This window comes from Eggerthella sp. BIOML-A1 (assembly GCF_009875595.1).
Classification (GTDB): Bacteria; Actinomycetota; Coriobacteriia; order Coriobacteriales; family Eggerthellaceae; genus Eggerthella; species Eggerthella lenta.
The window spans coordinates 148664-162304 of sequence record NZ_WWRZ01000004.1 but is presented as its reverse complement, the minus strand read 5'-3'; the positions used below and the strand labels follow the sequence as shown (position 1 = coordinate 162304).

9 protein-coding genes are annotated in these 13641 nt (G+C 62.9%); 4 read left to right on the top strand and 5 right to left on the bottom strand.

Features of this window, described 5'->3' with window-relative positions; all coding sequences use genetic code 11:
* Position 1 precedes the first annotated feature (1 nt).
* A complete protein-coding gene (locus GT590_RS05945) occupies positions 2-892 on the top strand; it encodes a pyruvate, water dikinase regulatory protein (RefSeq protein WP_009304482.1) in 891 nt (296 codons plus the stop codon).
* 59 nt (positions 893-951) lie between these two features.
* Positions 952-3690 (top strand): pyruvate, phosphate dikinase, encoded by a 2739-nt coding sequence (gene ppdK / locus GT590_RS05940; protein ID WP_009609124.1) that lies wholly within the window; start codon positions 952-954, stop codon positions 3688-3690.
* Positions 3691-3916: 226 nt separating this feature from the next.
* Here ppdK and GT590_RS05935 read toward each other — a convergent pair whose 3' ends face one another.
* From GT590_RS05935 to GT590_RS05915, 5 genes are all read right to left on the bottom strand, one after another.
* Positions 3917-5728 (bottom strand): FAD-dependent oxidoreductase, encoded by a 1812-nt coding sequence (locus GT590_RS05935; protein ID WP_009304480.1) that lies wholly within the window; start codon positions 5726-5728, stop codon positions 3917-3919.
* A 258-nt stretch (positions 5729-5986) separates the two neighbouring features.
* On the bottom strand, positions 5987-7069 hold the full coding sequence (locus GT590_RS05930) for a response regulator transcription factor (RefSeq protein WP_227100869.1): 1083 nt from the start codon (positions 7067-7069) through the stop codon (positions 5987-5989).
* A 410-nt stretch (positions 7070-7479) separates the two neighbouring features.
* Complete coding sequence (locus GT590_RS05925; protein ID WP_009304478.1) at positions 7480-9828, bottom strand: cation:proton antiporter; 2349 nt, start codon at positions 9826-9828, stop codon at positions 7480-7482.
* Positions 9829-9949: 121 nt separating this feature from the next.
* On the bottom strand, positions 9950-10948 hold the full coding sequence (locus GT590_RS05920) for a DUF5692 family protein (protein ID WP_009304477.1): 999 nt from the start codon (positions 10946-10948) through the stop codon (positions 9950-9952).
* A 107-nt stretch (positions 10949-11055) separates the two neighbouring features.
* On the bottom strand, positions 11056-11673 hold the full coding sequence (locus GT590_RS05915; RefSeq protein ID WP_009304476.1) for a TetR/AcrR family transcriptional regulator: 618 nt from the start codon (positions 11671-11673) through the stop codon (positions 11056-11058).
* 794 nt (positions 11674-12467) lie between these two features.
* On the opposite strand from GT590_RS05915, the gene GT590_RS05910 reads away from it, so the two are divergent.
* A complete protein-coding gene (locus GT590_RS05910; RefSeq protein WP_086414615.1) occupies positions 12468-13028 on the top strand; it encodes a cytochrome c3 family protein in 561 nt (186 codons plus the stop codon).
* Between the two features lie 21 nt (positions 13029-13049).
* Positions 13050-13547: an FMN-binding protein gene (locus GT590_RS05905; RefSeq protein WP_086414614.1), complete on the top strand. Its 498-nt coding sequence runs from the start codon at positions 13050-13052 to the stop codon at positions 13545-13547.
* Positions 13548-13641 lie beyond the last annotated feature (94 nt).

Sequence of the window (13641 nt, the reverse complement as noted above, 5' to 3'; positions counted from 1 at the left end):
CATGGACGAATTCATCGCCTACGGAAGCTCCACCGAGTTGCCCACGATCCACGTGATCAGCGACTCGGTGGGTCTGACGGCCCAGGCGGTGGCCCGTGCGGCCGCCGCCCAGTTCGGCGTCACGAACCCCGTCATCGAGGTGCTGCCGAAGGTGCGCACGTTCGAGGAGATCAAGGAGTTCATCGACGAGCACAGCGCCGTGCACAAGCGCAACACCGGCGACGGGCGCATGCTCGTGTTCTACACGCTCGTCGACCGCGACCTCTCGCGCCAACTGGCCGAATACGCCGGCGGCCGCGATGATATCGTGGCGGTCGACCTCGTGACGGACGCCATCGGCGCCATCGCGCACATGACGGGCAAGCAGCCGTCCACGAAGCCGGGCGGCCTGCACGTTGCCGACCAGTACTACTTCCGGCGCATCGAGGCCATCGAGTTCACCATCGCCCACGACGACGGCCGCAACCCGCAGGAGCTCCACCAGGCCGACATCGTGCTTCTGGGCGTGTCGCGCTCGTCGAAGACGCCCACGTCCATCTACCTGTCGCAGCAGGGCTACAAAGTGGCGAACATCCCCCTCGATCCCACCACCGAGCCTCCGGCGGAGCTCGAGCAGGTCGACCGCACGCGGCTGTTCGGATTGATGACGACGCCCGAGGTGCTCATCGGCATCCGGCAGCGCCGTTTGGGGCGCGCGAGCGCCGTCGCTTCGCGCTATGCCGATCCCGAATACGTGTACCGGGACTTGGAGGACGCCCGCGCGCTCATGCGCAAACTGGGCTGTATTGTCATCCACACCGAAAATCGTGCCGTTGAGGAAACGGCGCAGGAAATTTTGCGCTACTATGAGCGAGCCCATCCTCCATCAGCTGATATGATAGGGTCAGCCTGAGACTAGGGTTCCCAATGTATAGGTAGGTAAAGTCGGTACGTCGGGTTAAGGAGAAAAAGGTGACTGAAGAAGTCAAGCGAGTGTATGCGTTCGGCAAGGACGCGCAGGGCAACAACGTAACTGAGGGCAACACCAGCATGAAGGCGATCCTCGGCGGCAAGGGCGCGAACCTCGCCGAGATGGCCAACATCGGGCTGCCCGTGCCTCCCGGATTCACCATCACGTGCCAGACCTGCATGGAGTACGCCAATGCGGGCAACGCGTGGCCCGAAGGCGCGCTCGGCACCATCCAGGAGTATCGCGAGGATCTCGAAGCCCGCATGGGCAAGAAGATCGGCGATGCGGAGGACCCGCTGCTCGTGTCCGTGCGTTCCGGCGCCCCCATGTCCATGCCGGGCATGATGGATACCGTCCTCAACCTCGGCCTGAACGATCAGTCCATCAACGGGCTGATCAAGCAGACCGATAACCCGCGCTTCGCCTGGGATTCCTACCGTCGCTTCATCCAGATGTTCTCCAACGTGGTCATGAACCTCGACGGCGACCTGTTCGAGAACGCCATCACGGCTATGAAGCACGCTCGCGGCGCGGCGTCCGACACCGATCTCACCGCCGAGGACCTGCAGGAGCTCGTGGCCGAGTTCAAGCAGATCTTCGCCGAGAACGTGGATGCAGCGGCGTATCCGAGCCTCGTCGTGGACGGTGCCGTGCAGTTCCCGCAGGATCCCAGCGTGCAGCTGCAGCTGGCCATCGAGGCCGTCTTCGGCAGCTGGAACAACCCGCGCGCCACGCTGTACCGCAAGCAGAACAAGATCGCCGACGATCTGGGCACCGCCGTCAACGTGCAGTCCATGGTGTTCGGCAACAAGGGCAACACCTCTGCCACGGGCGTCGCGTTCACGCGCAACCCCGCCAACGGCGAGAAGGAGTTCTACGGCGACTACCTGGTGAACGCCCAGGGCGAGGACGTCGTGGCCGGCATTCGCAACACCTCGCCGATCGCCGAGCTCAAGGACGTGGACGGTCTGGAAGAGGCCGGCCGCGAGCTCGAAGAGGTGTTCGTCACCCTCGAGAACCACTTCCGCGACATGTGCGACATCGAGTTCACCATCGAGCAGGGCAAGCTGTGGATGCTGCAGACCCGCGTGGGCAAGCGCACCGCCGCCGCCGCGCTGCACATCGCCATCGAGATGGAGAAGGAGGGCCTCATCTCGAAGGAGGAGGCCGTCATGCGCGTCGATCCCGAGCAGCTCGACCAGCTGCTGCACCCGCAGTTCGACAAGAACGCCTCCTACGACGTTGTCGCCAAGGGCCTGAACGCCTCCCCCGGCGCCGCCGTGGGCGAGGCCGTGTTCTCCGCCGCCGACGCGGTGGCCGTGGCCGAGGCGGGCCGCAAGTGCGTGCTCGTGCGCTGGGAGACGAACCCCGACGACCTCGCCGGCATGATCGCCGCCGAGGGCATCCTCACCTCGCACGGCGGCAAGACGTCGCACGCGGCCGTCATCGCCCGCGGCATGGGCGCCCCGTGCGTCTGCGGCGTGGAGGCGCTGCGCATCGACGCCGAGAAGAAGCAGGCCAGCGTCGTGGGCACCGACATCGTCATCAAGGAAGGCGACATGATCTCCATCGACGGCACCACCGGCTCCGTGGTGCTGGGCGCGGTCGAGCTCGTGCTGCCCGAGATGACGGGCGACCTTGACACCATCCTGGAGTGGGCCGACGAGTTCCGCACGCTGGGCGTGCGCGCCAACGCCGACAACCCCGAGGACGCCGAGCTGTCCCGCGGCTTCGGCGCCGAGGGCATCGGACTGTGTCGCACCGAGCACATGTTCCTGGGCGACCGCAAGCAGATCATCCAGACCTTCATCCTCAACGAGGATCCGGCCGTGCGCGAGAAGGCCGTGGGCGAGCTCTTGGCCGCCCAGACGGGCGACTTCCTGGGCATGTTCCGCGCCATGGACGGGCTGCCGGTCATCGTGCGCCTGCTCGACCCGCCGCTGCACGAGTTCCTGGAGAGCCCCCGCGCGCTCGACGTGGAGATCGCCAAGCTCGAGGCCGCGGGCGGCGATAAGGCGCTCATCGCCGAGAAGCGCATGCTCATGGAGCAGATCGACGGCATGAGCGAGGCGAACCCGATGCTGGGCCTGCGCGGCTGCCGCCTGGGCATCGTGTACCCCATCCTGCCGGTCATGCAGGTGCGCGCCATCGCCACCGCCTGCGCCGAGCTGCAGAAAGAGGGCTTGAACCCGAAGCCCGAGATCATGATCCCGCTCGTGTCCGTGGTGGCCGAGCTCGAGAAGCTGCGCAAGGTCGCCGAGGACACTATCGCCGAAGTCGCCGCCGAGCAGGGCGTCGAGCTTGACATCCCCGTGGGCACGATGATCGAGCTGCCGCGCGCTGCCGTCACGGCCGACGAAATCGGCGCGGTTGCCGACTTCTTCAGCTTCGGCACGAACGACCTGACCCAGACGACGTTCGGCTTCAGCCGCGACGACGTGGAGGCCGAGTTCGTCCCGCAGTACCTGGCCGAGCGCCTGCTGCCCTACAACCCCTTCGCCACCATCGATCCGGGCGTGGCGAAGCTCGTGGAGATGGGCGTCGAGCTGGGCCACAAGGGCAACCCCGACCTCGTCTGCGGCGTGTGCGGCGAGCACGGCGGCGATCCCGATTCCGTGAAGACGTTCCACACGATCGGCCTCGACTACGTCAGCTGCTCCCCGTACCGCGTGCCGCTGGCCCGTCTGGCCGCCGGTCAGGCCGCCCTGGCCGAGAAGATGGGCGACGGCCGCGACAAGTAGCCTCCGTCCGAGACCTCGCATGATCGAAGGGCCCGCAGCATCGCGCTGCGGGCCCTTTCGCGTTCGGCGTCGAGTTGCGAGTGCGACGGGACGCGAAACCTTCAGTGAGAGGGTGCGAAAAGGGCTCCATCTTGTTGACGGAGCCCTTTTTGAAAGCTTGGACAGCTTGTTTCAAACTGTATGCTGCAAAACAGGTCGCGCGATGTGCCGGCTCTGTTGGGAGCAGCTAGACCGTCTCAAGGTACTTGGCAACGCTCTTGCCCGCTTCGCGGCCCAACACGATGGCCATGCCGAGGCTTACGCCGGGCGTGGGGGTGATGTATTCCACGCCGAAACGACGACCGCAATCGTTGCCGGAAACGTACAGGCCGGGAATCGGCTCGAAGTTGGCATCGAGGGCGTTCTGCTCTGCGTTGGTGATGATTCCGCCGCAGGTGCTCATGATCTCGCCAAGTCCCGGATTGCCCGCGAGCGCGTAGAACGGACCATCCTTGACGGGGAAGAGCACTTCCGCGTAGCGACCGAAATCCTCGTCGATGCCGTATTCGCAGAACTTGTTGTACTTCTCGATTTCCGCGACGAACGTCTCGACAGCATCGCCTTCGAGCCCGAGCTGCTTCGCCAGGCCCTCCAGCGTGTCGTCCGCGATGAATTCCGGTGCTGCGAACATCGCTCCAGCCTGGTTGTCCTCCTTGGAGGATTCGGGCTCGACCCAGGTTCCCTTGAACTTCTGATAAGCCTTGTCCATGCCTGTTTTTAGCTCTTCGATCGCGGACGTTGTCGGGCTGAACATGCCGTGTTGCGGCACGGTGTACTGGCGGTACTCGGGGAAGTTCGAATCGAACACGCAGGAGATGGGCTCTCGGGGCAGATACACGTTCGGCACGCCGCGCTGCTCGACAACGGGGTAGAACTCGTTCATGAAGCGCTTGCCATCGGAGCGGACCCATACAGCTTGAGGGAAGTTGTTCATAGAAGTGGGTGCTTGGATGTGCTTGGCGTTCATGCCGGGGATGATGCTCTCCAAATGAGCTCCCGCCCAATGAGCCATCTTGATGCCGTCGCCTTGATACTGCCAATTCGAGGCGTCCCCGACGAACCTTTCATTGCCGAAGGCATCTTTCCAAGCTTCTCCCTCGATCATGTTGTTCTTGATGTCGGGCATCAGGTCGTTGAGCATTTCCTCGTTGTAGGCGAAGCCGCCCGTGGCCACCACCACGGCCTTGCAGCTGAACTTGAGGTACGACCCGTCGGCCCGGTTCTCGGCGATGACGCCGGACACCTTGCCATTGTCCTGCAGGATCTGCAGTCCCCGCGTGTTGAAGAAGAACTCCGCTCCTGCGGCTTTCGCCTTTTCGCGGTTGTATCCCTGGATCTTGGTCTGATTACACTCTTCCGCATATGCGGATATGACGCCGGGGTAGAACTTGATGGGTCCGATATTGGGCAGCAGGTGCGGCCATGTTTCGCCTGCTGCGGGGGATCCGCTATGGCTCAAGGTGGCGATGTCCGAATCGGTCAGGCTGTCGTAGTACCAATCGATGTTATCGCCCATGTTCTGGCAGTACCTCATGATGAGCCCGGGGTTGCCCTGGTTGCCGATCATGGTCATCCAATTCTGGTAGTACTCGACCGGGTCGACATCATGGTACTGGTTGCCTTCGGTGATCTTGTTGACAAGGTTCGAGTTGACGCCACAGCTCTCGTTGCCCGTTGCCATGTACGTTTCTTCGGGTTGGAACTCGAGAAGGGCGACCCGGTAACCCTGCTCGGACAGCTCTCGGCACGAGGTTACGCCCGCGTACCCATGGCCCACCACGACCGCATCGTAATCACCGGCTTCGCTTGCTTGCGCGGAGTAATCTTGCGGCGTCCGCCAAGAGATTGCGCCCTCCGTCGCGCTGCCGTCGGATACGTTCTTCTCATCGGACTTGTCGCTGTCCGTTTTTCCGTTCGGCGAGCACGCCGCCAAGAAACCCGCTCCTACGGTTCCTACGCCAGCAAGCGCTGCGCCTTTGATGAAACTACGCCTATCCATCCCTCTCTCCGTTCATCTCAACAGCTAACACGAAAGATGCTGCCGGTCGGTTTGCCTTCAAGCCGGGCAGCAAGGCAAAGACTACGCAAACCGCTTCTTTTTCGGAATCGCGATATTGAGGGAATTGGGAAAAGAGTCCTTGCAAAGCGCCTGGAAAGCATCGCGGTTTTTGGGGAATTACGCAAAACACGAGGTGAAACGCTTATGGCGTTCGCCGGTTCGCCGGAGCGAAGCTGCTTGGGCGACGAGTCTCCGGTTTTAGAAATCCGTCATCGAAGACGGCTCGTTCTCGTTTTCTATAAGCTGCAGAAGGTCCTCGCGCGAGTGGATGTCCAGCTTTTTGTAGATGCTCTTGATATGGGAGCGGACGGTGGAGTCGGACAAGAACATCTTCTTTGCGACGTAGGCGGGGGAGTAGCCGCGCCCTAGGAACAAGAGCACCTCTCTCTCGCGTTTCGACAGGCCGCCCTTGTCGGCAACCCGATTGCAGCATGTTTCCAAGTCCGACAGCAGGTTCGGCTTGTTCGCCTGCTGCGAAGGGAGGTACATTGTTTTCCACGAGCGTATATTGGGCACCAGAACCAACGAGATGAAGTACAGGGTGGAAAGCGCAAGCAATACTGCTTCCTCGTTCCCGCTGATGCCCGCAAGATCGCCGAAATGCAAGCCGATGATCGAAACCAAGCAAAAAGCGGAGATCGAGCTACCGAAGATCAGAGGCACCGAGAACTCTTGCGCGTGCGCGATCGCGCAGAACGAGGCCAGCGCAAGCACCCCTATAGCGCCGAAGAACACGTAAATGCCGATCATGCCGATGCTGTGCACCGCATGACCTGTGGGGAAGCTGCTGAGAAACAACAATATGGCGGCGAAGATGGGCAGGTATATTTGGAACACGAACGGCAAAAGAGGCTTGTCCGACTTCCTAAGCCATAAAGGCAGAACCGAGACGACGGCGAGGATCGTGCCGATGCTTTCGGCGTACATGTTGCCGAAAACCGCGATCTTGCGTACCGCCATCGTCAAGGCGAACAGCAAAAAACCCACGAACGGACCGAGGGCGACCGAGAAGAAGGAGTGGAACACGGTGGAATCTTGGCTTTTCGCATCGCGTTGCACGTTCAGCAGGCGAACGAACTCGCCGTGCGTAGAGCGGATCAGCAGGGGCACGAGTCCGAGAATGCTGAGCAGAAGAAAGCTCGCGACCCCGGTTTCGGGACCCATGTAAACGAATCCCGTATTGATGAGCGCGCAGATGGCCAGCAGGACGCTCAGGCGAATGAGGGCTTCCCGGAACGTGAGGGTGGAGAATACGCTTCCCCAAGCGATGCAAAGGAGCAAGGTCGTCGTTCCGCAGAGCGTTCCTCCGAGCAAGGAGCACAATTCGACCGGAACTCCGGGGAGAAGAAGGGAAGCGAAGAGCAGGAAAAGCCCCGTCAGGTAGAGAAGCGCGACGATCGTCATTCGAAGAGGAGTTAGGAATGTTATCCGACTTGGTTCTTTCGCGCACAGCGCGATGCACGCGGCTGCCATGCCGGCGACCATGGCGCTCGCCAACGTGGAGTGGACGAAATACGGCATGGCCAAGTCGAAGCCTGCCAAGTCGGGGCTGAATATCATGTTCGGGGAGTAGAGTGGCAAGGTTGCGAAAAAGGCTACGAAACAAACTTGTTCGAATGCGGATGGCTGGCTCATGTCGAATCCTTCTCGCTTGTACCTATCTGCCAAGTGCATGGATCTTCGCGCTCCGGTCATGCGGCACCGTCTTTTTCCGGTAGCGCTTGGGCGGCCGCCGTTTCGCCCACGAGCCAGATGCGGTCATCGGGGAACAGGCGCGTGTTGCGGCTCGGCTTCATCTTGAGCAGCTTCTCATGCTCGTGTGCGACGACGAGGCAGCCGAAGGAGCCCTTGAAATCGACGGCGCCGATGGTCTTGCCGGCGAAGGGCGAGCCCGCTTCCACGGAAAGCGACACGCATGCGAGATCCAACTTGTCGGGGTGCGCGGCCGCGTACTCGTCGAACGATGCGCTGACGGCATCGGCCTCGTCGATGGAGTCCTCCTTGAGCAGGGTTTGCAGGTAGGCGTCCACCTCGTTCTCGGTGCCGAGGAACGTCAGCACGTCGCCCTCGCGTATGCCCAGCGGGTCGGCCGGGTCGTTGATGCGCCGCACAAGCTCCTCCTTGGTCAGTCGCGCGAGCGCTTGCGATCCCATGCGCACGCCCTCGCGCTCGATGGCCATGAGATCCAGGTTGTGCGCTATGCCGAACAGGAAGTCGCTCGACCGCTCGGCGCCCAATCGGCGCAGCGTGCGCGACGCTTCGACCTCCACCACGTACAGGCGCTCCTCCACCCACCCGGCGCGTTCCTCCTCGTCGGATTCCGCCAGGCGCTCGGCCAGGATGGACTCGTTGAGGTTGCCGACGAAGCTCGTCTCCAGCTTGAGGAACCACGAATGCAGCGTGCGCGAGCGCGCGAGCAACAGCGAGCACGTCGCCGCCAGAACGAACATCCACACCGATTGGCGCGCGCCGGCCGCATGCACGATGTAGGCCACCACGCCGCAGGACGCCGCGCCGCCCGCCAGCATCAGGACGGCCAACGGCACATGGTTTCGACGGCTCTTCATCCACAGCACGCCGAACTCGTTCTTTCGTCCCGTGTAGAACAGGTTCGACAGGAACAGTCCCGTCACGAAGATGCCCACCGCGGCAAGCAACGGGTTGAGAACGGCCTCCGGCACGAAACCCGACAGCAAAGGAAGGGCCGTGTTCATGAGCACCTCCACCGATGCGATGCCGGCCAGCACCACGAGCCCCAGCTTGAGCGTCCAGCGTTTGAGGTAGTCCACCCATAAGTTCGGTTCGCCGTCCTCTTCCTGCGCGCGCTCCAGATGCTCATGGCGCAGTGCGAACAGGCTTTCGGGCAAGACGCGCACGAGGAGGTGGTAGATGCGTTCGGAATTCTTCACCAGAAGAGGCGAGGCGAGCGTCGTCGCCACCGACACGGTGACGATGACGGGGTAGAGGAAGTCGGGAGTCACGCCCGTCGCCGATCCTAGCGCGGCGATGATGAACGAGAACTCGCCGATCTGCGCCAGGCTGAGCCCGCTCATCACCGAGGTTTTCAGCGTTGCCCCCGACAACAGAGCGCCCAACCCGCAGAACAGCGAGCGTCCGATGATGGCCACCAAGGCGATGACGACGATGGCTCCCAGGTTCTCCGTCACGGCCGCGGGTGTGACCAGCATGCCCACCGATACGAAGAACACGGCTCCGAACAGATCCTTGATGGGCTTGAACAGCGCGTCGACGCGCTTTGCCTGCACGGTGCCGGCCAGGATGGATCCGGCGAGGAACGCGCCCAGCGCCGAAGAGAACCCGATGGCGTCGGCCAGAACCACCATCCCCAAGCACAGCGCGATGGACGCGATGAGCAGGATCTCGTCGTTGAGCTCGGAACGCAGGCGCTTGAGGGCGCTCGGCACGAGGATGACGCTGAGCGCGAACCATACCACGAGGTACAGCGCCATGCGTCCGATACGCACGGCCACCGCACCGCCGTCCACCGACGCGCTGACCGCCACCGTGGACAGCACCACGAGCAGGAACACGCCTGCGATGTCCTCGATGACCAGCACGCCGAACACGAGCTGGGCGAAGGCCTTGGTGCGCAGGCCCAGCTCGCCGAACGTCTTCACGATGATGCTGGACGACGAGATGGCCAGCATGCCGCCGAGGAACAGGCTGGTTGACGGCGACCAGCCAAGCAGCGTGCCGCAGGCGAACCCTGCCGCTATCATGAGCGACATCTCCACGACGGCCGTGACGAGCGCCGGACGGCCCACGGTGGTCAGCTTCACCACGCTGAACTGCAGTCCCAGGCCGAACATGAGGAAGATGACGCCGATCTGCGACCAGGTGGACACGTCGGCCGTCTCCACGATGTTGGGGATCCAGCCGATAGCGGGGCTCACGAGGAATCCGGCCACCACGTACCCCAGCACGAGCGGCTGTTTGAAACGCCGGCAGACGATGGTGGCCACCGCCGCCACGGCGAGCAGCAAGGCGAGGTCGTTGACGAGCTGGGGTATGGACTGCATAGGTTCCTCTTCGCGCACTGTACGGTCGAAACCTCATTGTAGCAAGCCGAGACGCGTCGGCGGACGAAAAAGAAGCGGCCCTTGCGGGCCGCTTCCCAAACATGGATCGGTTTCTGGTTTCTTACGATTCCGCCAGCTCCGCGGGGGTGGCGCGGCGCGCCATGGCCTTGTCGTAGTCTTTCGTGCCGGCGAACACCTCGTTCATGTACGGGTTCACCTTGAGCTTCTTGGCGCGGTACATGATGTAGGCGAACGCGGCGATGTTGGCCAGAAGCGCGATGACGGACACGGCCAGGTTCACGTTCGGGTTGTTCACCGACTGCACGCTGAACACGCTGTAGTCCTGGAACGCCGGCACGCACTGGGCGAACATGCACCAGATGGCCAGTGTGAACGCGCGGTTCTGGATCCAGCCGCCTTTGTTCCAGAAGAACGCCGCCACGGTGGGGGCCAGCAGCAGGGCCAGGCCGCAGTACCAGGAGTGCGTGGGCAGGCAGTTGTAGGTGTAGCAGAAGTTCCACAGGTCGTAGGCGATGATGAACACCCAGGTCATGTCCGGCCACAGCATGTCCTGGCGCTTCTTGGAAATGTAGATGCCGAACCAGCCGGTCATGCAGGCGATGTTGATGATGCCCGCCACGCCGTTGAACACGTTGTGCCAACCGCCGTACAGCGTGACGCCCTCGGAGGACACCCAGGTGGTGCCCCAGGCGCGGATGGCGCTCTCGAAGTCGCTGACCACGGCGATGAGGATGTTGATGGCCACGATGACGAACGGGAAGCACTTGAACCAGTGCGCCTTGCCGATAGCGCCCCACGAGTACTTGATGGCCATGAAGCCGATGCACCCGATGGTGGCCGCGTAGAGCTTCGCGTAGTGGAACCAGCTGTTCATGTGCACGTGCGTGGGGTTGTCGAGCGCCCACTGCTGGCCGATGCCGGCGCCGATGGAAATGGCGACGAAGTACGCCGTCAACGCGACGGGCAGCACGATGAAGCAGAACACGCCGCCCGCCTTCGTGCGGCGCGCCACTTCGTTGATGAGGATCAACCCGATGAACACGATGGCCCAGCCGAGCCATTGGTACAGGGCGTTCTCCCCGTAGACTTGGAACAACATGACACCCTCCTTCTTCAGGGTACGCTTCGCACAGGCCGCCTTCCGGCCTGCTGTTTCTTCAGATGAGATTATCGATACCGTTGCATGCGGGTTCGCCTGCGCAGGTTCTATCCGCTTTCGGGTGCGCCGTTCGCGCCGCGGTCCATGTGCAGCGTTTGGGCGATGAGATCTTTCAGCACCTCGTCGTCGACGTCCGGATGCGTTCGCAGGTAGCCGACGATGCCCAAGATGAGCACGTAGAACGTCTCGTAGACGTGCTCGATGCGTATCTCGTGCAGCGCGCCGTAGTCGCGCACCGTGGTGTCCACGATGTACGTGGCCACGCGGTCGGCCACGCGGTTCACGAAGTCGATGTAAAGCGCCGCGTTCTCGTGCGAGGCCAGCGAGCGGCGGAACGCGTCGTGCTCGAACACGCCGAGGCGCATGAGCTTTACGACGCTGGAAAGGGCGCTTTCGATGTCGCCCGGGTGCCGTTGCGCGTTCCAGTAATGAGTGGCCTCGATGAAGTCGGCCACGTAGTCGTCGAGGACGGCCGAGGTGACGGCCTCCTTGTCAGGGAAGTAATGGTAGAACAGCGAGCGCGCCACGCCCATGCGGTTGGTGATGTCCTGCACGGAGGTTTTCGAGAGCCCCTGCTCCTCGTACAGCTCGCGGGCCGCGGCCACGATGTCGGCTCGACGCTCGGCCGATGCCGCGTTGCGCGCCTTCTCGTTCGAGGTTGCCATGCCGCCCTCCTTGCCCCGTTCGCTTGAACGATCCTGCGGTTCGCCGCCATGGCGGCGTGTTTCGTTCGATCCCCTGATGAGCGCAGCATACGCCCCTGGTTGACGGAGCGTCAATAGACAGTTTCAGGGATTCGTCAACGAGGGGGAGGAACGGGGACGGCGAATGGCGAGGGCGGCATCCGGTTGCCGAGCGAGATGCCGCTCGTCTCGCTCGCGCCGCGCTCCTGCCATCGAAAAGCCTGAAAAAAGCCAAGTCCCCGAGTTATGCGCACTTCTGTCAGGTGAATCGACGCTTGATGGGGACGACATTCGAAACGGCTTCAGTAAAATGCCAGTTCAGAGAGAGATGGAGTTGGGCGGGGCATGAGACAAGCCTTGAAAAACCCTCTGAAAAGGTGCTCATAACTCGGCTACATGGTCGATTTCGACGGTTTTCGATGTCAGAGATGCGCATAACTCGAGGACTTGGCAAGATCGAGCCGTGCGAGCGGCATGCGATGCGGGCGCTCCGCACGGCAAGGCGCATGCGGCTTCGATTGAGAACCCTCCGTGCCCTTGCGCGTTCGCGGCATGCGATGACGAAACGCGCGAAGCCGTCAACCGCGGCTTCCTCTTTGCCTGCGAGGATGCTAGTATGCAGGTCATTAAGTTCATTTGTGAAACGAAAAAAGAACGCAGATGAACTAATGAGGGAGCAAGCGGACGCAGGGTCGCATCTCGGCCGAGGCGGCGTCGGGCGATCCGATGCCGAGGGCATCGCGGAGCAGCGGACGCGAAACCGAGAAGGAGGGGTCATGGAGGAGAGCAAGCCGAGCGGAAAGCGGAGAGGGAGGCGCTGGCCTATCGTGGTCGGCGTGATCGCGGCGGTCGTCGTGGCGGCGGGCGCGGGTTTCTGGGTTTGGCATGAGCAGCCGAGCTTCTGCAACGCCGTTTGCCACGATCCGATGGACGCCTACGTGGACGGCTACTTCAACGACGCGACGCTTATGGCGAACGCCCACGAGCGCGCCGACGTTACGTGTTTGAAGTGCCACGAAGCGAAGTTGTCCGATCAGGTCGCCGAAGGGCTGTCGTGGGTGCGCGGCGATTTCGCCACTGACGAGACGGGGCATCTGACTACCCATGGCGTGACGGCCGACAAGAAGATGTGCGCATCGGCCGGCTGCCATGATTGGGAAGGCGTGTTGGCCGCCACCGAGGATTGGGGAGGCGAGGCGGGGGTGAACCCGCATGCGTCGCATCAGGGCGAGGCCGTCGATTGCAGCTACTGCCACGGCGCGCATGGATCGTCGTATATGTACTGCAACGCGTGTCACGACTACGCGGTTCCCGACGGTTGGGAAAGCCCCCGGTAGGGCGTGCGAAAAGGAGGAGCGATGATGAAGAGGACGGCAGCGGCCGTATGCGGGGCCGCGGTGCTGGCGGCGGGCATGACGGGCTGCAGCGCGGGATTCGAAGGCTCGGGGTCGAAGGACGCGGCCAGCGCCGAGCAGCTGGCCATGCGCCTGGACGATCCGTGGGCTCAGGAGGTTCAGGCCGATCAGGGCGCGAAGGCCGAAGGCGAGCTCGCCGACGGCGTGTACACGGGCACGGGCAAAGGGATGGAGGGCCTCGTGACCGTCAAGCTGCTCGTGCAGGACAACCGCATCTCGTGTTTGGAAACCGCGCAGGAGGGCGAGAGCCAGAGCCGCGGAGGCTACGAGGCCATCCGCGACGGCAGGTTCGCCGCCATGATCGAGGCCGCGCAAGGCGCCGGCATCGACGCGATCAGCGGCGCCACCATCACCACGGCGGGCGTCAGGCAGGCGGTGGAGGACGCGCTCTCGCAGGCAGAAGCCACCGCCGCGAAGCAGGAACAGGGGGGATCCCGATGACGAAGCAGGTTCACGGGCAGACGGGCGCGCATGCGCCGCTGTCTCGCCGCGATTTCTTGACGAGGGCGGGCTTGACGGTGGGAGCCGCCGCGGG

Excerpts from the sequence above, each read along its gene's own strand:
- GT590_RS05945 (WP_009304482.1), top strand. The coding sequence starts at position 2 with ATGGACGAATTCATCGCCTACGGAAGCTCCACCGAGTTGCCCACGATC.
- GT590_RS05935 (WP_009304480.1), bottom strand. The coding sequence starts at position 5,728 with ATGGATAGGCGTAGTTTCATCAAAGGCGCAGCGCTTGCTGGCGTAGGA.
- GT590_RS05925 (WP_009304478.1), bottom strand. The coding sequence starts at position 9,828 with ATGCAGTCCATACCCCAGCTCGTCAACGACCTCGCCTTGCTGCTCGCC.
- GT590_RS05920 (WP_009304477.1), bottom strand. The coding sequence starts at position 10,948 with ATGTTGTTCCAAGTCTACGGGGAGAACGCCCTGTACCAATGGCTCGGC.
- GT590_RS05915 (WP_009304476.1), bottom strand. The coding sequence starts at position 11,673 with ATGGCAACCTCGAACGAGAAGGCGCGCAACGCGGCATCGGCCGAGCGT.
- GT590_RS05910 (WP_086414615.1), top strand. The coding sequence starts at position 12,468 with ATGGAGGAGAGCAAGCCGAGCGGAAAGCGGAGAGGGAGGCGCTGGCCT.
- GT590_RS05905 (WP_086414614.1), top strand. The coding sequence starts at position 13,050 with ATGATGAAGAGGACGGCAGCGGCCGTATGCGGGGCCGCGGTGCTGGCG.